At 63.8% G+C, this 21,455-nt stretch carries 21 protein-coding genes; 11 read left to right on the forward strand and 10 right to left on the reverse strand.

The features are described from left to right. Window positions 1-10 precede the first annotated feature (10 nt). From mmsB to ACPEE1_RS11780, 5 genes are all read right to left on the reverse strand, one after another. The gene (gene mmsB / locus ACPEE1_RS11760; protein WP_260720271.1) at window positions 11-940 is read right to left on the reverse strand and encodes a 3-hydroxyisobutyrate dehydrogenase; all 930 of its coding nucleotides are present in this window, start codon (window positions 938-940) and stop codon (window positions 11-13) included. A 41-nt stretch (window positions 941-981) separates the two neighbouring features. Beyond that, window positions 982-1,482: a TfoX/Sxy family protein gene (locus tag ACPEE1_RS11765; protein WP_423932758.1), complete on the reverse strand. Its 501-nt coding sequence runs from the start codon at window positions 1,480-1,482 to the stop codon at window positions 982-984. 42 nt (window positions 1,483-1,524) lie between these two features. Next, window positions 1,525-2,691: an acyl-CoA dehydrogenase family protein gene (locus ACPEE1_RS11770; RefSeq protein WP_423932761.1), complete on the reverse strand. Its 1,167-nt coding sequence runs from the start codon at window positions 2,689-2,691 to the stop codon at window positions 1,525-1,527. Between the two features lie 80 nt (window positions 2,692-2,771). Further along, window positions 2,772-3,197 (reverse strand): lysozyme inhibitor LprI family protein, encoded by a 426-nt coding sequence (locus ACPEE1_RS11775; RefSeq protein WP_116927706.1) that lies wholly within the window; start codon window positions 3,195-3,197, stop codon window positions 2,772-2,774. A 60-nt stretch (window positions 3,198-3,257) separates the two neighbouring features. Further along, on the reverse strand, window positions 3,258-4,781 hold the full coding sequence (locus tag ACPEE1_RS11780; RefSeq protein ID WP_133856063.1) for a CoA-acylating methylmalonate-semialdehyde dehydrogenase: 1,524 nt from the start codon (window positions 4,779-4,781) through the stop codon (window positions 3,258-3,260). A gap of 196 nt (window positions 4,782-4,977) precedes the next feature. Between ACPEE1_RS11780 and ACPEE1_RS11785 the strand changes: the two genes are divergently transcribed. From ACPEE1_RS11785 to ACPEE1_RS11795, 3 genes are all read left to right on the forward strand, one after another. Next, window positions 4,978-5,589 (forward strand): DUF6630 family protein, encoded by a 612-nt coding sequence (locus ACPEE1_RS11785; RefSeq protein WP_182341586.1) that lies wholly within the window; start codon window positions 4,978-4,980, stop codon window positions 5,587-5,589. A 132-nt stretch (window positions 5,590-5,721) separates the two neighbouring features. Continuing rightward, on the forward strand, window positions 5,722-7,125 hold the full coding sequence (gene cycA, locus ACPEE1_RS11790; RefSeq protein ID WP_423932766.1) for a D-serine/D-alanine/glycine transporter: 1,404 nt from the start codon (window positions 5,722-5,724) through the stop codon (window positions 7,123-7,125). Window positions 7,126-7,207: 82 nt separating this feature from the next. Next, entirely contained in the window at window positions 7,208-8,098 is an 891-nt protein-coding gene (locus ACPEE1_RS11795; RefSeq protein ID WP_021025105.1) for a LysR family transcriptional regulator, read from the forward strand. Window positions 8,099-8,161: 63 nt separating this feature from the next. Here ACPEE1_RS11795 and ACPEE1_RS11800 read toward each other — a convergent pair whose 3' ends face one another. The 5 genes from ACPEE1_RS11800 to ACPEE1_RS11820 form a co-directional block, all read right to left on the reverse strand. Further along, window positions 8,162-9,457 carry a TRAP transporter large permease gene (locus ACPEE1_RS11800; RefSeq protein ID WP_116927682.1) on the reverse strand — a complete coding sequence of 432 codons (1,296 nt, stop codon included), beginning with the start codon at window positions 9,455-9,457 and terminating at the stop codon, window positions 8,162-8,164. Beyond that, complete coding sequence (locus ACPEE1_RS11805; RefSeq protein WP_182341580.1) at window positions 9,450-9,956, reverse strand: TRAP transporter small permease; 507 nt, start codon at window positions 9,954-9,956, stop codon at window positions 9,450-9,452. The genes ACPEE1_RS11800 and ACPEE1_RS11805 overlap by 8 nt, the downstream gene beginning before the upstream one ends. An 85-nt stretch (window positions 9,957-10,041) precedes the next feature. Then, complete coding sequence (locus ACPEE1_RS11810) at window positions 10,042-11,025, reverse strand: TRAP transporter substrate-binding protein (RefSeq protein WP_116927684.1); 984 nt, start codon at window positions 11,023-11,025, stop codon at window positions 10,042-10,044. Window positions 11,026-11,468: 443 nt separating this feature from the next. Continuing rightward, entirely contained in the window at window positions 11,469-12,098 is a 630-nt protein-coding gene (locus ACPEE1_RS11815; protein ID WP_423932770.1) for a DUF2889 domain-containing protein, read from the reverse strand. A gap of 251 nt (window positions 12,099-12,349) precedes the next feature. Further along, window positions 12,350-13,783: an aldehyde dehydrogenase family protein gene (locus ACPEE1_RS11820; protein WP_116927686.1), complete on the reverse strand. Its 1,434-nt coding sequence runs from the start codon at window positions 13,781-13,783 to the stop codon at window positions 12,350-12,352. 262 nt (window positions 13,784-14,045) lie between these two features. Here ACPEE1_RS11820 and ppa point away from each other — a divergent pair, with 262 nt between their 5' ends. The 8 genes from ppa (at window position 14,046) to ACPEE1_RS11860 (ending at window position 21,452) form a co-directional block, all read left to right on the forward strand. After that, window positions 14,046-14,573: an inorganic diphosphatase gene (gene ppa, locus ACPEE1_RS11825; RefSeq protein WP_116927687.1), complete on the forward strand. Its 528-nt coding sequence runs from the start codon at window positions 14,046-14,048 to the stop codon at window positions 14,571-14,573. Between the two features lie 136 nt (window positions 14,574-14,709). Next, complete coding sequence (locus ACPEE1_RS11830) at window positions 14,710-15,822, forward strand: NAD(P)/FAD-dependent oxidoreductase (protein ID WP_423932774.1); 1,113 nt, start codon at window positions 14,710-14,712, stop codon at window positions 15,820-15,822. A gap of 235 nt (window positions 15,823-16,057) precedes the next feature. After that, on the forward strand, window positions 16,058-16,375 hold the full coding sequence (locus ACPEE1_RS11835; RefSeq protein WP_043338381.1) for a DUF883 family protein: 318 nt from the start codon (window positions 16,058-16,060) through the stop codon (window positions 16,373-16,375). Between the two features lie 107 nt (window positions 16,376-16,482). Further along, a complete protein-coding gene (locus ACPEE1_RS11840; protein ID WP_021025096.1) occupies window positions 16,483-16,881 on the forward strand; it encodes a phage holin family protein in 399 nt (132 codons plus the stop codon). A 17-nt stretch (window positions 16,882-16,898) separates the two neighbouring features. Next, window positions 16,899-17,237 (forward strand): hypothetical protein, encoded by a 339-nt coding sequence (locus ACPEE1_RS11845; RefSeq protein WP_133248230.1) that lies wholly within the window; start codon window positions 16,899-16,901, stop codon window positions 17,235-17,237. A gap of 426 nt (window positions 17,238-17,663) precedes the next feature. After that, window positions 17,664-18,668: a BMP family protein gene (locus ACPEE1_RS11850; RefSeq protein WP_116927690.1), complete on the forward strand. Its 1,005-nt coding sequence runs from the start codon at window positions 17,664-17,666 to the stop codon at window positions 18,666-18,668. Between the two features lie 138 nt (window positions 18,669-18,806). Next, window positions 18,807-20,381 carry an ABC transporter ATP-binding protein gene (locus ACPEE1_RS11855; RefSeq protein ID WP_182341573.1) on the forward strand — a complete coding sequence of 525 codons (1,575 nt, stop codon included), beginning with the start codon at window positions 18,807-18,809 and terminating at the stop codon, window positions 20,379-20,381. A 9-nt stretch (window positions 20,382-20,390) separates the two neighbouring features. Further along, the gene (locus ACPEE1_RS11860) at window positions 20,391-21,452 is read left to right on the forward strand and encodes an ABC transporter permease (RefSeq protein WP_260719610.1); all 1,062 of its coding nucleotides are present in this window, start codon (window positions 20,391-20,393) and stop codon (window positions 21,450-21,452) included. The last annotated feature ends 3 nt before the right edge of the window (window positions 21,453-21,455 follow it).

A 21,455-nucleotide genomic window follows, 5' to 3' on the forward strand; every position in this document is an offset into this window, starting at 1 on the left:
GGGGTGGGGTTCAGCCCTTTTTCTGCAGCATCTTGATGACGCTGGAGAAGTCCTCCGCGCCATGGCCGGCAATGCTGTGCGCCGCATACAGCTGGCGCGCCATGCCGCCCAGCGGGGTGCTGGCCTTCACGGTCATCGCGCTTTCCTGGGCCAGGCCCAGGTCCTTGAGCATCAGGTCGGTGCCAAAGCCGCCGGTGTAGCCGCGCGTGGCGGCGCTGGCTTCCTGCACGCCGGGGAAGGGGTTGTAGACCTCCAGTGCCCAGTTGCCGCCCGAGCTGCGGCGCATGATCTCGCTGAGCACCTTGGGGTCCAGGCCATTGGCCACACCCAGCGCAATCGCCTCGCTGGTGCCCACCATCAAAATGCCCAGCAGCATGTTGTTGCAGATCTTGGCGGTCTGGCCCGCACCCACATCGCCGGCGTGGAAGATGTTCTTGCCCATTTTCTCGAGCAGCGGACGGGCGCGCTCCAGGTCGGCTGCGCTGCCGCCGACCATAAAGGTCAGCGTACCGGCAATGGCGCCGCCGGTGCCGCCGGAGACCGGCGCATCGATAAAGCCAATGCCCAGCGCCTGTGCGGCCTTGGCCACTTTCTGGCTGGTCGCTGCTGCAATGGTGGAGCTGTCAATGATCAGCGCGCCCTTGGCAATGCCTTGCAGCAGGCCTGCCTGGCTGCCGTTGCCCAGAAACAGGCCTTCGACATGCTGGCTGGCGGGCAGCATGCTGACGATGACCTCGGCGCCTTCGACCGCCTCCTGGGCGCTGGTTGCCGCGCTGCCGCCTTCTGCCACGACCTTGGCCACCGCCTCGCGGCTCAGGTCAAAAGCGCGGACCTGGTGGCCGGCCTTGGCCAGGTTGATGGCCATGGGCGCGCCCATATTGCCCAGGCCGATAAATGCGATAGTTGCCATATTTGTCTCCTTGAAGGTGTTATTGCACAGGGTTGTGGGTTGGCATGGATAGGGAAAGACAGCGTCAGAGTTTAAAGATCGCTGTCAAACACGCTGTGGCGTTTGCGGGCGGCAGGCGCTGGGTTCGCATCGCCAGCCGCCTTGGCGGTTTTAGCTTTTTTGACCGAATGGGCCTGCTTGGCCGATGGGGCGGTGGGGGCTGCCTTGGGTTTTTTCTTCGGCGTCGCCTTGGCCCGTGGGTTAAATGCCAGCGCGGCATCGATCCAGTGCTGCCAGGCTTGCCGCGTCGCATAGGCCGCGGGCCCCACCAGAAAATAACCGACCATCAAGCCCTTGGATGACAGCGGCCGCACTCCCGGCAGTTCTGCCACCTGGGTATGGGTTTCTGGCGCCAGGCGCACCAGCAGCTCGTCGTTCTCCACGCCCAGGCACATCTTGCCGTCGACCATGAACACATGGCAGCCGAACATGGTTTTCTCTTCGACCGATACGCCCACGGCTTGCTCGGCCAGCGCCAGGCGCACGGCGTCGATGAGGCGCAGGGTTTCGGGGTCCAAAGGGCGGCGTGGCATGGTGGGATGGTGTTTGGGCAGGAGGGGAGGGGCAGTGCCTGCTTAGCGGATGGCCTCAGGCGCATCCCCATCGAGCATGCGCCGGGCGATGATGACCCGCATGATCTCGTTGGTGCCTTCCAGAATCTGGTGCACCCGGGTGTCGCGCACCAGGCGCTCGAGCGGGTACTCACGAATATAGCCGTAGCCGCCGTGCAGTTGCAGCGCATCGTTGCAGACATTGAAGCCCGCGTCCGTTGCAAAGCGCTTGGCCATCGCGCAGTAGGTGGAGGCGTCGCGCGCGCCGGCATCGAGCTTGCTGGCGGCCAGGCGCACCATCTGGCGCGCGGCGACCAGCTCGGTGGCCATGTCGGCCAGCTTGAACTGCAGCGCCTGAAAGCTCGCAATTGCCTTGCCGAACTGCTTGCGCTCCTGCATATAGCGTTGCGCCTGGGTCAGGGCGCCCTGGGCCGCGCCCACGGAGCAGGTGGCGATATTGATGCGACCGCCGTCGAGCCCCTTCATCGCAATCTTGAAGCCTTCGCCCTCGCGGCCCAGCAGGTGGTGGGCGGGAATGCGCACATTGTCAAAGCTGATCGTGCGCGTGGGCTGGCTGTTCCAGCCCATTTTTTCTTCCTTCTTGCCGTAGCTGATGCCTTCCAGGTGCGCGGGCACCGCAAAGGCGCTGATACCCGAGGCACCCGATTGCGCATCGCCCGTGCGGGCCATCAGCACCAGCATGTCGGTGGCGCCGGCCCCGCTGATAAAGGCCTTGCTGCCATTGATGACGTAGTCATGGCCGACCAGATCGGCCCGGGTCTTGAGCGAGGCGGCATCCGACCCGGCGCCGGGCTCGGTCAGGCAGTAGCTGGCGAGCTTTTGGCCGCTGGCGAGCAGGGGCCCCCACTCGTCGCGAACCGCGTCGCTCGCCCAGGTGCCCAGCATCCAGGTGGCCATGTTGTGGATCGTGATGAAGGCGGTGGTGGACGGATCCACCGCGGCAAGCTCTTCGAACATCAAGGTGGCATCGAGCCGGGGCAGCGCCAGGCCGCCGGCGTTTTCGGGCGCATACAGGCCGCAAAAGCCCAGCTCACCTGCCTTGGCAATCGCCTCACGGGGAAAGACGGCTTCGGCATCCCAGTGCGCGGCATGCGGGGCGAGCTCCGCCTGGGCAAAGGCGCGCGCGGTGTCGGCAAAGGCGCGTTGGTCTTCTGATAGCTCGAAATCCATGGGCTGGTCTCCTGTCTCTTATCGTGCTGCGCCGGGCATGGGAAGCCCGGGCAGCAGCGTTTTGTTGTGAACGCGGTTGGCTATGGTTTTTGCAGCGGCTCGGGCGGCGGGCCTTCGTGCAGCCAGACCATTAACTCCTTCTTGCGCTTGCCGATTTCGGCCACCAGGCATTCGTGGTAGCGGCGTGGCCAGTCGAGCTGGGCCTCGTGCGCGGCCTGCTGCTTTTTGCAGGTGGCAGCGCGCTGGCGTATCCACTCGTTCTGGTCGCGGCGCAAGGCAGGGCGCTCGTGCGCCGACAGTATGCGCATCACATCGGCATACAGGATGTTGTTGTCGGTATCGGCTTGCTGAAAGGCCTGCACCGCGCAGGCATTGGTTTGCTCGGTGCTGCCGCCGCTCACGCAGGCCGCACCGGCCTGGGCCAGCACGGTCTGCGGGGCGAGGGCCGCCGAGGCTGCAAAAAACAGAGCCAGCAGCGCTGGGCGGGATGCGGGGGGAATAGGCATACCTGCAATCATCGCCGCAAAACAGCAGCGGCCCAGCAAAGGGCCGCAGCTGTGCTGGGCTTACTTCAGGCTGATGGTGGTGTTCACCCCATGGGCAATGGTGCTGTCGTCAAACCAGCGGGCGGTCACGGTCTTGGTCTGCGTGTAGAACATGACGACCTGCTTGCCGTAGGGGCCCAGGTCGCCGAGCTTGGAGGCGCGGCTGCCGGTGAACGAGAACAGCGGCACGGGCACAGGGATCGGCACATTGATGCCGATCTGGCCGACATCGATCTCTTCCTGGAACTTGCGCGCAGCGGCGCCACTTTGCGTGAAGATGGCGGTGCCGTTGCCATTGGGGTTGGCATTGATGAAGGCAATGGCTTCGTCGATATCGGCGGCCTCGGCAATGCAGAGCACGGGGCCAAAGATTTCCTGGTCATAGATGGCCATGCCGGGCTTGACGCCAGAGAAGACCGTTGGGCCGACAAAGTTGCCCTTTTCAAAGCCGGCGACGGCAGGCTTGCGGCCATCGAGCTCCAGCTTGGCGCCATCGGCAATGCCGCGCTCGATCAGGCTCTCCACCCGCGACAGCGCCTGGCAGGAGACGACCGGGCCCACATCGGTGCCCGCTTCGGTACCTGCAGACACCTTCAGGGTCTTGGCCTTTTCGACCAGCTCGGGGATCCACTTCTGCGCCTCGCCCACCAGCACCACCACCGACAAGGCCATGCAGCGCTGGCCAGCGGCGCCAAATGCGGCACCCGCCAGGGCGTTGAGCGACTGCTCCTTGTTGCAGTCAGGCAGCACGATGGCGTGGTTCTTCGCGCCCATCATGCATTGCACGCGCTTGCCGTTGAGCGATGCGCGGTTGTAGACATGGGTGCCGACCTTGGTCGAGCCAACAAAGCTGATCGCCTTGATATCGGGGTGGTCGCAGATGGCGTTGACCGCGTCTTCGCCGCCGTGGATGACGTTGAGCACGCCCGGGGGCACGCCGGCTTCCAGGGCCAGCTCGCACAGGCGCATGGTCACCATCGGGTCTTGCTCGGAGGGCTTGAGCACAAAGGTGTTGCCCGTGGCAATCGCCATCGGGAACATCCACAGTGGGATCATCGCCGGGAAGTTGAAGGGGGTGATGCCCGCGCACACGCCCAGAGGCTGGTTCAGGGTATAGGTGTCGACGCCATTGGCCACATTGTTGGCCAATTCCCCCAGCTGCAGCGAGCCGATGTTGGCGGCATGCTCGACCACCTCCAGGCCCCGGAAGACATCGCCTTCGGCATCGGGCAAGGTCTTGCCTTGCTCGGCCGTCAGGATGGCGGCGAGCTCCTTCATGTTCTCGCGGATCAGCTGCTGGAGCTTGAGGAAGATGCGGGCGCGCACGCCAATGGGCGTCTTCTTCCAGGTCTTGAACGCTTCCTTGGCATTGGCCACCGCGGCGTTGATTTCTTCGGGCGTGGCAAAAGGCACGCGGGCCAGCACCTGCTGGGTGGCGGGGTTGACCACATCACGCCATTGCGTGGTCTTGGATTCGACCAGCTGGCCGTTGATCAGCAGCTTGACGGTCGGCGCCAAGGTGCTGGTGGATTGCGGTGCGTTCATGGTTTGTCTCCTGGGAATCTGGGATAGAGAGAGGCGGCAGGCTGCCCGCAGGCGGCGCACCGTTATGCACATGGTAGATGTGCGCATTCGCCCAAACAAGAGGTTGGCTGCACAGGGCTGTGCGGCGCTGCACAGTCTGCGGCTTGCAGGTGGCTTGGTGCATACTGCTTCGATCGCATGCAGCAGGGAGATTTCCATGGGTTGGTTGAACAAAATCGGTCAGCTGTTGGGCGCCAAGGCGCCTGTGCAGGGCGAACGCGCCGCCTCTGCGCTTGCGCCGGACCCCGCACCCGAGCCCACGATGGACGATTGGCAGGCCTTGTGCATGGCCCTCGGCCAAGCGCTGGCCTTGGACGATAGGGATGAACTGTGGGGCGAGGTGCGGCAGGCGATCGAGCAGCCCGCGCAGTACCTCGATCGCTTTGCCGATGAATTGGTCAACCGAGGCATGGACGAGCCCGCGCATGTGACGCCCTGGCTGGCGCTGGTCGAGGGCCTGCAACGCCGCAGCCAGAACGTCGAACTGGACTGGAAGCTGAACATGGATGACACCATCTGGGCGCTGCAGCAGCTCCGGACCGTGCAGCAGCGGGGGCTGGACCTGCAGGCGCTGGCGGGCAGCCGAGCGCTGAACCACGAGGCCTTGCAGGAGGCGGGCGACTACCTGCGTCGCCAGGGTTTGGCGCTGGTCAGTATCGACATCGATAGCGACAGCTATCCGCTGTCGGTGCTGGAGGCCAGCGCGGTTGCGCCTTTGCAGGCCTTGGCCGCGCAGGTGGGCGGTAAATTGCTGCCTTTGCACAATTAGTTGCGCAGCAGAATAACCTTTTGCCCCTGGCTGGGCTGACGCTGTTTTATCCTTGCGCACCTTCGCGGTGCGTCCGGGCCTAGGCTCGCAGGCCGCACCACCTTTCTCGCTAACGCACTGCGCTTTTTTCTCATGAGCAAACAGGCCCCAGCGGAGCAATCGGGGGCTTCGCCCGGCACCGATGACCTCCAACGCAACCTCAGCAACCGCCATATCCAGTTGATCGCCATCGGTGGCGCCATCGGCACCGGGCTTTTCATGGGCTCGGGCAAGACCATCAGCCTGGCGGGGCCCTCCATCGTGCTGGTCTACGCCATCATCGGCATCATGCTGTTCTTTGTGATGCGGGCCATGGGTGAGCTGCTGCTGTCCAACCTGCACTACAAGTCCTTCATCGATTTCTCGGACGACCTGCTGGGCCCTTGGGCCGGCTTCTTCACCGGTTGGACCTACTGGTTCTGCTGGATCATCACCGGTATTGCCGATGTGATTGCCATTTCGGCCTATGCGCAGTTCTGGTGGCCTGATTTGCCGCAGTGGGCACCGGCCATTGCCTGCGTGGCCGTGCTGCTGTCGCTCAACCTGCTGACCGTCAAGCTCTTTGGCGAGGTCGAGTTCTGGTTTGCGATGATCAAGATCGTGGCCATCGTCGCGCTGGTGGGCACGGGCCTGTACATGGTCAGCACCGGCTTTAGCTCGCCGGCCGGGCGCCAGGCGAACATTGCCAACCTCTGGAACGATGGCGGGCTCTTCCCCCATGGCGCCATGGGTTTTTTTGCCGGCTTTCAGATTGCGGTGTTTGCCTTTGTCGGTATCGAGCTGGTCGGCACCACGGCCGCCGAGGCCAAGGATCCGCACCGCACCCTGCCGCGCGCTATCAACTCGATCCCTGTGCGCATCATCATCTTCTACGTCTGCGCGCTGATCGCCATCATGGCAGTCACCCCCTGGCGCGATGTGGTGCCCAGCAAGAGCCCGTTTGTCGAGCTGTTTGTGCTCGCCGGCCTGCCGGCTGCGGCCAGCGTGATCAATTTTGTCGTGCTGACCTCGGCCGCCTCGTCGGCCAACAGCGGCGTGTTCTCCACCAGCCGGATGCTTTACGGCCTGGCGCTCAAGGGCGATGCCCCGCGCTCCTTTGGCCAGCTCTCGGTCAGCAGCGTGCCCTCGCGCGGCCTGCTGTTCTCCTGCGTCTGCCTGCTGGGCGGTGCCTTTTTGATGTGGGTGGTACCCAACCTGGTGGAAGCCTTCACGCTGGTGACCACCGTCTCGGCCATCCTCTTCATGTTTGTCTGGTCGCTGATTCTGCTGTCCTACATCAGCTACCGCAAGCAGCGCCCCGCGCTGCACCAAGCCTCCCACTACCGCATGCCCGGTGGCGTGTTCATGTGCTGGGTCTGCCTTGCGTTTTTTGCCGCCGTGCTGGTGCTGCTCAGCCTGGAGCTGGACACGCGCCAGGCGCTGATCGCGACGCCGGCCTGGTTTGTGCTGCTGGGCCTGGCCTACGCCTGGCAGCGCAAGCGCGCCAAAGCCGCCTGATCGGAGCCAGGCACGGTCCCCATCTGCTGCCCCTGTTGCAAATTTGCACAATAATGCTGTGCAACATCGACAAGGGGCTGGCATGGATTGGGATCATTTGCGCTTTTTCTGGGCCTTGGTGCAGGCCGGCACCCTGGTGGGTGCGGCCAAGGCGCTGGGCGTGGAGCACACCACAGTCTCGCGCCGCATCCAGGCGTTGGAAAAGCAGCTGGGTGCGACCTTGTTCACCCGCGAGGGCAGTGGCTACAAGCTGACCGATGCCGGCCGCCAGCTGCAGCCGCGCGCCGAAGCCATGGACCAGATTGCGCGCGGCATCGCTCCCATTGCCGCGAGCCAAAGCGCCGAGACGCCCAGCGGCGTGGTGCGCATTGGCGTGACCGAAGGCTTTGGCACCCAGGTGCTGGCCAAGCACCTGGCCTTGCTGGCCCAGCGCTACCCCTTGCTGACGATCGACCTGCTGGCCGTGCCGCGCATGCTGCAGCTCTCGCGCCGCGAAGCCGATATCGTCATCTCGCTCGAGCGTCCAGTGCGCGATACCGTCGTCACCAGCCGCCTGACCGAGTACCGGCTGTACCTCTATGGCCAGCGTGAATACCTGGCGCGCCACCCGCTGATCACCTCGACCGAGGGCCTGGCCAGCCACCGCTTTGTGCACTATGTCGATGACCAGCTGTTCACCAAGGAGCTGCAGTTCCTCGACAGCCTGAGCGCGCCTCAGCGCTTTAGCTTTCGCAGCACCAGCATCCTGGCGCAGTACACCGCCGTGCGCACGGGCGCGGGCTTGGGCGTGCTGCCGGGCTTTCTGGCCGACAAGGATCCCTTGCTGCAGCGCGTGCTGCCCGAGCAGGCGCAGTTCACCCGCACCTTCTGGATGTCGATGCCGCCCGAGCTGCGCTCGGTGCCGGGTATCCAGGTGGTGTGGCGCTTTTTGCAGGCCACGGTGCAGGAGCAGCAGGACCTGCTGCTGTGCTGATCGCTGGCGCATAAAAAAAACCGGCTGCCAAGGCAGCCGGTTCGTCGCGGACCAAGGCGAGGTTTACATGTTGTTGGGCAGCACGGTGACGATCTGGGGGAAGAACCAGAGAATCACCAGGGCCAGCACCATCAGCGCAAAGTAGGGTGCGCAGACGCGTGCCAGGTAGGTGATCTGCTTGCCTGTCATGCCTTGCAGCACAAAGAGGTTGAAGCCCACCGGCGGCGTGATCTGCGCGGTCTCCACGGTGATCACCAGGAAGATGCCGAACCACAGCGGATCGATGCCCGCGGCCTGGATGATCGGCAGCACCACACCCATGGTCAGCACGATGGTGGAGATGCCATCGAGGAAGCAGCCGATCAGGATGTAGAAGATGCCCAGCACGATGATCAGCATCGCAGGCGACAGGTTGAGGCTGCCGACATACTCGGCCAGCTGGCGTGGCAGGCCGATATAGCCCATCGACAAGGTCATGAAGGCGGCACCGGCCAGGATCAGCGCGATCATGCAATACAGGCGCGTGGCACCAAACAGCGAGTCCTTGAAGTTCTTCCAGGTGAGCGCCCCTTGCGCCGCAGACAGTACGAGCGAGCCCACCACGCCAATGGCAGCCGCTTCGGTCGCCGTGGCAATACCGGTGTAGATGCTGGCAATGACCGAGGCGATCAGCAGCACCACAGGAATCAGGTGGCGCGACTCGTGGAGCTTTTGCTTGAAGCTCATCGTGCTGTCGGCCTTGGGAATCTTGTTCGGGTTGAGCAGCGCCCAGAACACGATCCAGCCGCTGAACATCAAAGCCAGCATGATGCCGGGCAACACGCCGGCCATGAAGAGCTTGGAGATCGACATCTCGGCAGCGACGCCGTAGACGATCAGGATGATCGAGGGCGGAATCAGCAGACCCAGCGTGGCAGGGCCGCCCAGCGAGCCGATGACCATGTTCTCGGGGTAGCCGCGCTTCATCAGCTCGGGCACATTCATCTTGCCCACCGTGGCGCAGGTCGCGGCCGACGAGCCCGACACCGCCGCAAAAATCGTGCAACCGATCACATTGGTGTGCAGCAGGCGGCCAGGCAGCAGGTTGACCCAGGGAGCCAGGCCCCGGAACATGCTCTCCGATAAATTCGTGCGGTAGAGAATCTCACCCATCCAGACAAACAGCGGCAGCGCCGTTAGGGTCCAACTGCTGGCCGAGCCCCAGATGGTGATCGCCATCGCATCCCCGGCGGCGCGGGCGGTAAAGAACTCCATGCCGAACCAGGCGACCCCGGCCAGGGTCAGGCCCACCCAGACGCCGCCGCCCAGCAGGATCAGCAGCACCACGATCAGCGCAATGCTGGCGGTAATTTCATTCATGGTGGGCGTCCTCCTTGGCCACAGGTTTGCGTTTGCCCATCAGCTCCAGCACCAGCTCGTCGCAAAAGGCGATAAAAAACACCAGGGTGCCCAGTGCCATGAAAATTTGGGGAATCCACAGCGGCGTCGCATCGATGCCCACGGAGATATCGTCGATCTCCCAGGATTGCCAGACCAGGCGTGCGGCGTAGAACGCCAAAAAGCCCGAGAGGATGGTCGCGATGCCCAGGGCAATCACTTCCATGGTTTTCAGGGCGCCACCTTTGAGCGCGCCCAGCAGCAGGGTCACGCGGATGTGCTCACCTTTTTTGAGGGTGCTGGCCAGGGCCATGAAGCCCGCTCCCGCCATGGCGTAACCGGCGTAGGAATCGGTGCCGGGTGCACTGAAGCCGATCAGGCGGCTGACCACGGTGAGCAGCACCATCACGAGGATGCCGATCATCGACAGCCCCGCCAGCCAGGCAGAGGCGTCATACAGTCCATTGAGTAGCTTGCGCATGCTTGTCATTCAAAGCAGTAAGGGTTGCTGACTGTGCAGCCCGCCAGGACCAGGCCGGTGGGCTGCAAAGACAAGGAGCCGTGGCTTACTTGGAGGCCTGGTAGGCGTCCAAAATGGCCTTGCCTTCGGCGCCGGCCTTGTCGGTCCATTCCTTGATCACGGTCTCACCGACCTTGGCCAGGTCTGCCTTGAGCTGGGCCGATGGCTGCTCGATGCTCATGCCGCCTTGCTTCAAGGTCGCCAGCGACTTGGCATCGACTTCCTTCGATTCCTTCCAGCCGCGCTCTTCAGCGGCAGCGGCAGCCTTGAGCACCGCGTCTTGCTCTGCCTTGCCCAGCGCGTTGAAGGCCTTCTTGCTCACGGTCACGGCGTTCTTGGGAATCCAGGCCTGCACGTTGTAGTAGTACTTGAGGTTTTCAAACAGCTTGTTGTCGGCGCCGGTGGCCGACGAGGTGATCAGGCCATCGACCACGCCAGTGGCCAGCGCCTGGGACAGCTCGGCCTCTTGCACGGTGGCCGGTTGCGCGCCAATCAGCTCGCCAATGCGGGCGGTGGTGGGCGAGTACACGCGCCACTTCATGCCCTTGAGGTCCGCTGCCGAGCTGATGGGCTTTTTGGTGTAGATGCCCTGCGGTGGCCAGGCCACCGAATACAGCAGCACCTGGCCTTGCTTGTCCAGCAGCTTTTGCAGCGCCGGCTTTTGGGCCTGATAAAGCTTGAACGCTTCGTCGTAGTTGTTCACCAGGAAGGGCAGGCCGTCAACACCGAAGATCTGCGATTCGTTCTGGAAGCTCACCAGAAAGAATTCACCCATCTGGGCATTACCGGTTTGCACGGCGCGCTTGATTTCGGGCATTTTGAATAGCGATGCACCAAAATGGGGCGTGATCTTGAGTTTGCCGCTGGTCGCTGCGTCCACGTCCTTGACGAACTGCTCGTTGTTTTTGGAGTGGAAGTTAAATGGCGCATACGCGGTGGCGAAATCCCATTTGGTTTGGGCAGCGGCTGCGGTGGCAAATCCGATGCTGGCAACCAGGGTGGCGGTGGCACAAAAAACTCGACGCTTCATGACGGCTCCTTCTAGAGACAAATAGGGCGCAGCGGATGCTGCCCGGGATGAATACGATCAACAGCCACAGCAGAGCCTGCAGCAACTGCTATGCTGGTGAATTGTTTGCCAAAATTAACAGTTATTGCAAAGTCGCGCTATACGGGGTTTCAACAATAATTAAATTTTGTAGGTTTCAAATTTTCTTTTGTGGGATGTGTTATTAAAAATTGTTCAACGATTTTTGATTTTGAGCGAACACGCCCATGCATTTTGCTGTCATTGTTTCCTAGGGTTTATACTAGGTTTGTCTGAAACTGGGGCCGATGCGCAGTTCCGGCAGCAGGGTATGCAACTGGTATCCAGAGCGGCAAAAGCCTGGCCGATACAGGCGAAAAAAACCACCGTCGCGGCTTGCGCGCGGTGGTGGCTGGAGGGTATCAGTTAGGGCGCTCGCTGGGTCATCAGCCTTTGCTGGCGCTGTCCGTTGCGGGCTTGTCCGCAGCGCGATCGCTAGTGCTTGCCACCGCTGCAGCGCTGGTGCTGCCTGGCTTGGGCGCTTGCCAGCCGACGAATTGGGGGTAGATGGCGGCCACGCCCGCGCCATTGAAATCCCAGCCCTTGCACTGCCCCAGATGGCGCGGTGGCTGGTCCGATTGGGGGCGGGCAAAGGCCTGGTTCACGCTCTGGAAAGCGGCGGTCGCCATGTTGAACAACAGCTCGCGCATATGGGTGCAGCCCTCGATATGGCCGAGGTTGGCCTCGATGGCCTTGCGCCAACCCCGGGCCATGCAGCAGCCGACCATTTTCTGCATGGCAGGCAGGGCCAGCGGGCACTCGCCCAGTGGGTGCGCATCCATCGCGACTTCGATGGCAACCACTGTAAGTGTTGTATCAATGGTACAGCGAATCCACATATGGTGAATGGGCTCTCCGGCTTTGCGTTTGCGCTCGCCGGACAGCACCAGGTCATAGGCTTTCGTATCCACCAGCTCGCCTTCGACATCCCACAGGCCATCTTCGCGCGCAAAGCTGCGGTAGCGCACATCACGCAAATGTTTGGGGACTCGGTTGGGGGCGGGAGACAAAGGCATGGAAAGAGGGTGTCGCGGTGGGATTGTTGTTGTGGATGACCCAGCTTGGTGCAGACCAGCGCTTGGTGGACGGCGCTGCGATGCCCACCGTGCTGATCACTATGGGGCTGTTGCTGCGGGCTGTCTGTGCAGCAGGTGACAGGCCGGCTGTGTGCTGCGCGCAGCCCCCCATTGTAAAAACAATCACGCCGCCGCTGCAGAGCAGGGGCGGCGCTGGGGGGGAGGGCGGGTGGATCGCCCCCAGGTCCGTATCAGCCGTGGCGGATGGCGACGGTCTTCAGCGTGGTGAATCCATACAGCGCCTCAAAGCCCTTCTCGCGGCCATGGCCGCTGGCCTTGGTGCCGCCAAAGGGCAGCTCCACGCCGCCGCCGGCGCCGTAGTTGTTGATGAAGACCTGGCCGCTGCGCAGGCGCTTGGCCACGCGGAACTGGCGGCCGCCATCGCGCGTCCAGACGCCGGCCACCAGGCCGAACTGGGTGGCGTTCGCCATCTTGATGGCTTCTTCTTCGCTGTCGAAGGCCATGGCGCTCAGCACAGGCCCAAAGATCTCTTCCTGGGCCAGGCGGTGGTCCACCGGCACATCGCGCAGCAAGGTGGGGGCCTGGTAGTAGCCGCCTTCGGGCGCCTCGTCGATGATCTGGCCTTGGGCGACGACGGAGATGCCGTCGTTGTGCGCATCGCTCAGAAAGTCCCAGACGCGTTGCTGCTGGGTCTGGCGGATCAGCGGGCCCAGGTCCAGGTCCAGGCTGGCGGGGCCAACGCGCAGCGCTTCGAAGGCGCTGCCCAGGCGAGCGAGCAGGGTTTCGTAGATGCTGCGCTCGACCAGCAGGCGCGAGCCGGCCGAGCAGGTCTGGCCGGAGTTCTGGATGATGGCGTTGATGATGGTGGGGATGGCGGCATCCAGATCGGCATCGGCGAACACGATCTGCGGGCTCTTGCCGCCCAGCTCCAAGGTGCAGGGGCAGTGGCGCTCCGCAGCCGCTTGCTCGATCAAGGTGCCGATGCGGGGACTGCCGGTAAAGCTGATGTGGTCCACATCGGGGTTGCGCGCCAGCGCATCGCCCACCTCATGGCCAAAGCCGGTGACGATGTTGATCGCCCCGGCAGGAAAGCCCACGTCAGCGGCCAGCTGCGCCACGCGGATGAGGCTCAGGCACGCATCTTCCGAGGGCTTGACCACGCAGACATTGCCCGCTGCCAGCGCCGCGCCCACGCAGCGGCCAAAAATCTGCATCGGGTAGTTCCAGGGCACGATGTGGCCGGTCACGCCATGGGGCTCGCGCCAGGTCAGCACGCTGAAATCGTTGGGGTAGGGAATGGTCTCGCCATGCAGCTTGTCGGCCGCGCCCGCATAGAATTCGAAATAGCGGCCCAGGGCCAGCGCATCGGCCTTGGCCTGCTTGGTCGGCTTGCCGCAGTCGCGCTGCTCGATGGCGGCGAGTTCGTCGGCGTGCTCGAGCACCTTGGCCGACAGGCGCATCATCAGGCGGCTGCGCTCGGCCGGGCTGGTCTTGCGCCACACGTTGTCGTAGCACAGGCGCGCGGCTTGCACCGCGTGGTCCACGTCCTCCGCATTGCCGCGCTGGATTTCATCAAAAGGTTGGCCGTCCGAGGGGTCAATGACAGGGATGGTCTTGCCCGACAGCGAGGGCACAGAGGCGTTGGCGATGTAATGCAATTGCATGGCGTGGTTCCGTTATGGGTGCAATAGGCGGCAGAGTCTGCCAGGCGGCAGGCTCGAAACGGCCCCCACGATAGCGCAGGAATGGCGCTGCGCCTACCGGGATGAGCCCGCGGTTGTCACGGGTTTGACCGCCCCATTTGCCCAGGCGCTAGGCATTTTTTGGCCAATGGCTGGCCAATGCACCTAAAATCACGGGGTTTTGCCGCTGGCGGGCCGCTCGCGTGCTGTCGGCCCTCCATTCAATTGACCTCATAGGAATCGCATGTCCTTCGAAAAACTGACCCCTGGCTCCAAGGCCCCTGATGTCTTCAATGTTGTGATCGAAATCTCGGCCAACTCCGCTCCTGTGAAGTACGAAGTGGACAAGGATTCGGGCTGCGTGTTCGTGGACCGCTTCCTGGGTACCGCCATGCACTACCCGGTGAACTACGGCTATGTGCCCCAGACCCTGTCGGGTGACGGCGACCCCGTGGACGTGCTGGTGATGACGCCTTTCCCCCTGCCTACCGGCGTGGTCGTGCCTTGCCGCGCGATCGGCATCCTGCACATGGAAGACGAGTCCGGCGTGGACGGCAAGGTGCTGGCCGTGCCCACCCAAAAGCTGCTGCCTGCCTACGACAAGATCAACCACCTGAGCGACATCCATGACCTGGTGCTCCAGCAGATCTCGCACTTCTTCGAACACTACAAGGACCTGGAAAAGGGCAAGTGGGTGAAGGTGCTGGGCTGGAAGGGTGTGGACGAAGCCCACAAGGAAATCGTGGACGGCATCGCCAACTACAACAAGTAAGCAGACGCCGCCTGCTGGGGCCCTGCGGCCCTGGCCGGGCAACGCTGACGAAAGCCGGTTTTTAACCGGCTTTTTGTTTTGGGGCGACGCGCCAGGCGCTAAGCTGGCGGGCATATAAAAGCGAAGGAGCGAGCAAGTGGCCGATATTGTCGATTGCGTGGTGATTGGTGCGGGTGTGGTGGGGCTGGCTGTCGCCCGCGAGCTGGCCTTGGCCGGGCGTGAGGTGCTGGTGCTGGAGGCGCAGGATGCCATTGGCACGGGCACCAGCTCGCGTAACAGCGAGGTGATCCACGCGGGCATCTACTATGCCCAGGGCTCGCGCAAGGCGCGCTGGTGCGTGGAGGGCAAGGCCTTGCTGTATGCCTACTGCCAGGAGCGCGGTATTGACCACCAGCGCTGCGGCAAGCTGATCGTGGCCACGTCGGAAGCGCAACGCGCCAAGCTGCAGGACATTGCCCGCCATGCCGCTGCCAACGGGGTGGATGACCTGGTGCCGCTCAGCCGCGACGAGGCCAGGGCCATGGAGCCCGCGCTGGAATGCGTGGCCGCGCTGCATTCGCCCAGCACCGGCATTGTCGACAGCCACGGGCTGATGCTGAGCCTGCAAGGCGATCTGGAAAACGCCGGTGGCATGGTGGTGTTCAACAGCCCGCTGGCCACTGCCCGTTGCGAGGAGGGCGGCATCGTTCTGCGCACCGAAGACGGCACCGAGCTGCAGGCCAGGACCGTGGTCAATGCCGCAGGTCTGTGGGCGCCTGACTTGGCGCGCAAGTTTGCAGGCGCTGATCTGTCGCAGCTGCCAGTCGCCCACTACGCCAAAGGCAATTACTTCACGTTGGGTGGCCGCGCGCCATTCAAGCAGCTGATCTACCCCGTCCCTGAGGTGGGCGGCCTGGGTGTGCACCTGACCCTGGACCTGGGCGGCCAGGCCAAGTTTGGCCCGGATGTGCAATGGGTGGACAGCGCCGATGACCTGGTGGTCGACCCGGCACGGGGTGAGGCCTTTTATGCTGCCGTGCGCCGCTACTGGCCTGGGCTGCAAGATCGCGCGTTGGCCGCAGGTTACGCCGGTATCCGGCCCAAGATCAGTGGCCCGGGCGCGCCCGATGCCGATTTTGTGCTGCAGGGCCCTGAGGTGCATGGCGCGCCGGGCCTGTTCCACTTGCTGGGCATCGAATCGCCCGGGCTGACCAGCTGCCTGGCCATTGCCAAGGCGGTCAATGAGGCGGTGGCCCAGGAAGCGGCTTGACCGCCGTCAAGGGGCAGACGCGCAGGACCTTCGATGCGCACATAAATGCGACAAAAGCCACAGTTTGACGGCGATAGTCGGAATCTTCTGACAGGCAGGGGTGCATATCGGAACCCGGGGCCGCAGCTTTCTCCGTTAACATGTAACGGAGCGAATGCCATGCAGCAGCCAGCCTTGGCTGCTCAGGGCGGATGCGGAACTTTCCTGTAGCCTGACCAAGAAAAGGATGATGAACATGCGTAAATCCAATTTGCTGAGCGATACCGTTGAGAATGCCCAGGCTGATCTGGAAAAACTGGTGAGCGATCTGCGCGGCGTGCTGTCGAGCAAGGACCTGGACGGCGTGCCCGACATCAAGCAACTGCGCCAACGCCTGGAAGACAGCGCCGGTGATGCCCGTGAGGGCGCCGTGCGCGCGGCCCAAGAAGCCGCCCGCCAGGCCAAGGAAGCTGCGCTGGCTGCTGACCGCTATGCCCATGACGAGCCATGGCGTGTTGCCGGTGCAGCGCTGGCCGTCGGCGCGTTGATCGGTTTTATCTTCTCGCGCCGCTAAGCTGAGCCCGAAGCCAGCGTGGGCCCCATGGCCGCGCTGGCAAGGCCCGCCGGGCCGACACCAAGAACAAGGGGCACGCAGGTGCCCCATATGCACGAGGAGAGTCCATGAACTGGTTGTCTGTGCTGGGCGTCGATGACATGCTGGCGCGTTTTCGCGCCTTGCTGTCGGAAAGCGCCATAGCGGCTGAAGACCGAATGGATCTGCTGGCCATTGAATGGCAGGAGCAGAAAAAGAACCTGATCTGGCTGGTCCTGATGGGTTTGGTGGTCGCGGGTCTGACCATTGTGGCCCTGACGGTGCTCTCGGGCGCCATCATCATTTCGTTCTGGGATACGCCCAACCGCATGCTGGCCACTTGGCTGGTCGCCGGTGTCTGGCTGGTGCTGTGGCTGGGTGTGCTGGCCTTTTTGTACCTGACCACGAAGAAGGCCGCCAACCCCTTCCAACTGACCAAGACCGTGCTGCGCCAGGACTGGCAAGCGGTCAAGGGCCGTCTCAAGTAATGCAGGGGACCCAAGCGATGATCAACCCAAGCAAAGACGCGGAGCTGCAACTGCTGCAGGCCACAGACCCTGAGGCCCGGGAAGTGCTGCTGCGCATCCAGAACCAGCGCGAGCGCCTGGATGGCCGCCGCCTGGCGCGTGAACAAGCCTTGGCGCTGCGCCGCGATGCCACCGGCGGCCAGCACCACCCCATGGCCTATGGCACGCTGGCCGAGCGCCTGATCAGCTTTGGCCGCGAGCATCCGCTGGTCTGCGCTGGCCTGGTCGGCGCTGGCCTGCTGCTGGGGCCGCGCAAGCTCATTCGCATGGCCACCATTGCGATGCCGATTGTGATGAAGCTGCGCCGCAACCACTGAGTGGCGTCTTGCGCGGTGCCTCCGCGCTGCGATCGCGCTGCTCGGTATCTACCAACCCCCTGAGACCGCCATGCCGCGATGCATGGCGGTTTTTTTGTGCCACATCGGCCTACGCATATTCCCGAAGATAGGGACTGCCCGCTTGCTGCCGGCGATCGCGTGGCGAAAAATGGCTTTCAAGCGCCGCTGATGTGGGTAGAATGCGCGGCGCGCTGTGTATATACGCATTGCGTGTTGCGCTTGTTTTGTGTGTGTGTTCTGCTGCTGCAAGCGCTGTTGCTTGTCGGCCAGCTGCACTTTGCTGCTCTTAATGCAGTAGCGGCCACAAGCGAGTGCAGCACGTTGGCACAAGACACGGTACAGAACTTGCTTCTCTCGCCCGCCCACTTGGATGGCAAGTGGATCTCACCCCTAAGGAGTTTCTTGATGACTACACGGCGTCGTATTGTTCAAACCTGCCTGGCTGCACTGCCCCTCGCGCTGGCTGGCCTGTCGGCTGCACCGGCCTGGGCGCAGACCAAGGTGAAGGTCGCGGCGGTCTACACCGTGCCGTACGAGCAGCAATGGGTCAGCCGCATCCATGAGGCACTGAAGGCCGCCGAGGCGCGGGGTGAGATCGAGTACAAGTCCAGCGAAAACGTGGCCAATGCCGACTACGAGCGCGTGATGCGCGAGTACGCCACCGGCGGCGCGCAGCTGATGTTTGGTGAGGTGTTTGGCGTGGAAGCGGCCGCGCGCAAGGTTGCCAAGGACTTTCCCAAGACCGCCTTTGTGATGGGCTCGTCGGGCAAGATCCAGGCGCCCAACTTCAGCGTGTTCGACAACTACATCCAGGAGCCTGCCTACCTGTCGGGCATGGTCGCTGGCGGCATGAGCAAGACCAACAAGATCGGCATGGTCGGCGGCTTCCCCATCCCCGAAGTCAACCGCCTGATGCACGCCTTCATGGCGGGCGCCAAGGAAACCAATCCCAAGGTGGAGTTCACCGTCAGCTTCATCAACAGCTGGTTTGATCCACCCAAGGCCAAGGAAGCGACCTTTGCGATGATCGACAAGGGCGCCGATGTGCTCTACGCCGAGCGTTTTGGCGTGAGCGATGCAGCCAAGGAAAAGGGCAAGCTGGCCATTGGCAATGTGATCAACACCCAGGCGCAGTACCCCGACACCGTGGTGGCCTCGGCCCTGTGGCACATGGAGCCGAGCGTCGAGCGCGCGATCAAGGCGGTCAGGGACGGCAGCTACAAGGCCGAGGACTACGGCCCGTACTCGATGATGAAGTACAAGGGCTCCTCGCTGGCACCGTTTGGCACCTTCGAGAAAAAGCTGCCGGCGGACCTGATCGCCAAGGTGCAGGCCAAGCAGGCCGATATCCTGTCGGGTAAGTTCGTCGTGAAGGTCGACGACTCGCAGCCCAAGTCCACGGCCAAGTAAGCCGGGCCTGGATTGCCTAGGCGCAGCGCTATAGCAGCTCGGCGCCACCAACTTCCAGCTCCGGCGCATGCCGGGGCTGTTTTTGTGCCAGCTGCCAGGCCCCGTCGCCTGCCCAGCGAACCCAGCGGCCTGTTGCCCATGTCTCCTCCAAGTTCCTCTCCTGTTGTGCTCCAGCTGCACGGCATCACCAAACGCTTTGGCCCGCTGGTAGCCAATGACGCCATTTCGCTGACCCTGCATCGGGGCGAGATCGTGGCCTTGCTGGGCGAGAACGGCGCGGGCAAATCCACCTTGATGTCGATCCTGTTTGGCCACTATGTGGCCGATGAGGGGCGCATTGAGGTGATGGGCCAGCCGCTGCCGCCGGGCCAGCCGCGCGCCTCGCTGGCTGCGGGCATCGGCATGGTGCACCAGCACTTTGCGCTGGCCGACAACCTGAGTGTGCTGGACAACATCATGGTGGGCAGCGAATCGCTGCTGCGCCTCAAGTCAGCCAAGCGCCAGGCCCGCGCCAAACTGGTCGAGGTCGCACGCCAGTTTGGCCTGGTGGTGGACCCCGATGCACGGGTGGGCAACCTGTCGGTGGGCGAGCGCCAACGGGTGGAAATCCTCAAGGCGCTGTACCGGGGCGCCAGGATCTTGATTCTGGACGAGCCCACGGCCGTGCTGACCCCGCAGGAGAGCGAGGCGCTGTTTGCGACCTTGTCCCAGATGGTGGCCCAAGGCCTGTCGATCATCTTTATCAGCCACAAGCTGGGCGAAGTGCTGCGCGTGGCCGACCGCGTGGCCGTGCTGCGCCACGGCAAGTTGGTGGCCGAGGCGCCGACCGCAGGCACCACGCAGGCGCAGCTGGCGCAGTGGATGGTGGGCGAGGCGGTGAGCCTGCCCGAGCGCCAACCTGCCGCCAAGGTGGGCGACGAAGTCTGCAGCCTGCGCAATGTGCACACCACGGCCTCGGCCAAATCCACCGCGCGCGATCGCCTGGTCGATGTGTCGCTGGTGCTCAAGGCCGGGGAGATGGTGGCGATTGCCGGTGTTTCGGGTAACGGCCAGGTGGCCTTGGCCGATATGCTCTGCGGCATGCGCCGACCGGGCCAGGGCACGGTGCAGTACCTGGGCGCGCCGATGCCGGCATCGGCCGTGGCCCTGGTCGCCCAGGGCGTGGCGCGCATCCCGGAAGACCGCCATGGCACCGGCGTGGTCGGTGACTTGCCGGTGTGGGAAAACGCCGTGTCCGAGCGGCTGCGCAGCCCCTGGTTTTCGCGCTGGGGCTGGGTGCGCCGTGCACAGGCGCGCAGCCAGGCCCAGCATGTGTCGAAGCAGTTCGATGTGCGCGGCGGCGGTCTCGATGCACCGGCCCGTTCGCTGTCGGGCGGCAATATGCAAAAGCTGATTCTGGGCCGGGCGCTGTTGGCACCCCAGGGCGCCGAGGGCATGGCGCCGCGCCTGATCGTGGCGCACCAGCCCACCTGGGGCCTCGATATTGGCGCGGTGCGCTTTGTGCACCAGCAACTGCTGGCCGCGCGCGATGCCGGCGCCGCGGTGCTGCTGATCTCGGACGACCTGGACGAGGTGCTGGCCCTCGGAGACCGCATCGGCGTGATGCACGAGGGGCATCTGTCACCCGTGCTGCCTTTTGCGGACTGGAGCCGCGAGACCATCGGTCTGGCCATGGCCGGATCTCCTATGACAGCGCCTGCGCGCCAGGGCTGAGAGACTGCAATGCGTATAGAAAAAAGAGCAACCCCCTCGACGCTGGCCATGGTGGCTGCGCCCCTGGGTGCGGTGGTGTTTACCTTGGCCATCAGCGGCTTGCTGGTGCTGTGGGCGGGCGCGCCCGTCGGTGCGACCTATGTGGCGCTGTTCAAAGGGGCCTTTGGCTCGCTGTTTGCGCTGTCTGAGACCTTGACGCGCGCCGTGCCGCTGATCCTGACCGGTCTGGCTGCAGCGGTGGCTTTCCGGGCGCGGCTGTTCAATATCGGTGCCGAAGGCCAGCTCTATGCCGGCGCAGTGGCTGCCGTGGCCGTAGGCGGCATGCATGGCGGCACGGGCTTTGAGCTGCCCATTTATCTGCTGTTTCCGCTGATGCTGCTGGCTGCCGCACTGGCTGGCGCGGCCTTGCTGCTGGGCCCGGCCTTGATGAAGACCAAGCTGGGTGTTGACGAGGTGGTGACCACCTTGCTGCTGAACTTTGTCATGCTGCTGGCCGTGTCCTACCTGCTCGATGGCCCGATGAAAGACCCGATGGCGATGGGCTGGCCGCAGAGCGTCGCGCTGCAGGGCGACCTGGAGCTGGGCAAGCTGATTGTGCAGACCCGTTTGCATAACGGCTTGCTGATGGCGGTGGGCCTGGCGGTCGCGCTGTGGCTGCTGCTGCAGCGGGCGGTGCCGGGTTTTGACATCCGCGCAGCCGGCGCCAACCCCCGCGCGGCAGCCTTTGCCGGCGTGCCGGTGACCCGCACGGTCGTACTGGTCGCGCTGCTGTCGGGCGGGCTCGCGGGCCTGGCTGGCGCCATCGAGGTGGCGGGCCGCACCAGCTACCTGACACTGGACATGTCACCCGGCTATGGCTACAGCGGCATCGTTATTGCGATGCTGGCCGGCCTGCACCCGCTGGGTGTGGTGGCCTCGGCCGTATTTGTCGCCGGCATGCTCGTGGGCGCCGACAGCATGAGCCGCGCCGTCGGCGTGCCCAATGCGATTGCCGATGTGATCGTGGCCGCCTCGCTCTTGTCGGTACTGGTGGCCAGCCTGATGACCCAATACCGCCTGCGCAGAAAGTGAGCG

It is taken from the genome of Comamonas sp. 23 (assembly GCF_049601575.1).
Taxonomy (GTDB): domain Bacteria; phylum Pseudomonadota; class Gammaproteobacteria; order Burkholderiales; family Burkholderiaceae_C; genus Comamonas; species Comamonas squillarum.

Excerpts from the sequence above, each read along its gene's own strand:
- ACPEE1_RS11775 (WP_116927706.1), bottom strand. The coding sequence starts at position 3,197 with ATGCCTATTCCCCCCGCATCCCGCCCAGCGCTGCTGGCTCTGTTTTTT.
- ACPEE1_RS11780 (WP_133856063.1), bottom strand. The coding sequence starts at position 4,781 with ATGAACGCACCGCAATCCACCAGCACCTTGGCGCCGACCGTCAAGCTG.
- ACPEE1_RS11860 (WP_260719610.1), top strand. The coding sequence starts at position 20,391 with ATGCGTATAGAAAAAAGAGCAACCCCCTCGACGCTGGCCATGGTGGCT.
- ACPEE1_RS11770 (WP_423932761.1), bottom strand. The coding sequence starts at position 2,691 with ATGGATTTCGAGCTATCAGAAGACCAACGCGCCTTTGCCGACACCGCG.
- ACPEE1_RS11800 (WP_116927682.1), bottom strand. The coding sequence starts at position 9,457 with ATGAATGAAATTACCGCCAGCATTGCGCTGATCGTGGTGCTGCTGATC.
- ACPEE1_RS11815 (WP_423932770.1), bottom strand. The coding sequence starts at position 12,098 with ATGCCTTTGTCTCCCGCCCCCAACCGAGTCCCCAAACATTTGCGTGAT.
- ACPEE1_RS11820 (WP_116927686.1), bottom strand. The coding sequence starts at position 13,783 with ATGCAATTGCATTACATCGCCAACGCCTCTGTGCCCTCGCTGTCGGGC.
- ACPEE1_RS11810 (WP_116927684.1), bottom strand. The coding sequence starts at position 11,025 with ATGAAGCGTCGAGTTTTTTGTGCCACCGCCACCCTGGTTGCCAGCATC.
- ACPEE1_RS11765 (WP_423932758.1), bottom strand. The coding sequence starts at position 1,482 with ATGCCACGCCGCCCTTTGGACCCCGAAACCCTGCGCCTCATCGACGCC.
- ACPEE1_RS11795 (WP_021025105.1), top strand. The coding sequence starts at position 7,208 with ATGGATTGGGATCATTTGCGCTTTTTCTGGGCCTTGGTGCAGGCCGGC.
- ACPEE1_RS11855 (WP_182341573.1), top strand. The coding sequence starts at position 18,807 with ATGTCTCCTCCAAGTTCCTCTCCTGTTGTGCTCCAGCTGCACGGCATC.
- ACPEE1_RS11805 (WP_182341580.1), bottom strand. The coding sequence starts at position 9,956 with ATGCGCAAGCTACTCAATGGACTGTATGACGCCTCTGCCTGGCTGGCG.
- ppa (WP_116927687.1), top strand. The coding sequence starts at position 14,046 with ATGTCCTTCGAAAAACTGACCCCTGGCTCCAAGGCCCCTGATGTCTTC.
- ACPEE1_RS11840 (WP_021025096.1), top strand. The coding sequence starts at position 16,483 with ATGAACTGGTTGTCTGTGCTGGGCGTCGATGACATGCTGGCGCGTTTT.
- ACPEE1_RS11845 (WP_133248230.1), top strand. The coding sequence starts at position 16,899 with ATGATCAACCCAAGCAAAGACGCGGAGCTGCAACTGCTGCAGGCCACA.
- ACPEE1_RS11785 (WP_182341586.1), top strand. The coding sequence starts at position 4,978 with ATGGGTTGGTTGAACAAAATCGGTCAGCTGTTGGGCGCCAAGGCGCCT.
- ACPEE1_RS11835 (WP_043338381.1), top strand. The coding sequence starts at position 16,058 with ATGCGTAAATCCAATTTGCTGAGCGATACCGTTGAGAATGCCCAGGCT.
- ACPEE1_RS11850 (WP_116927690.1), top strand. The coding sequence starts at position 17,664 with ATGACTACACGGCGTCGTATTGTTCAAACCTGCCTGGCTGCACTGCCC.
- cycA (WP_423932766.1), top strand. The coding sequence starts at position 5,722 with ATGAGCAAACAGGCCCCAGCGGAGCAATCGGGGGCTTCGCCCGGCACC.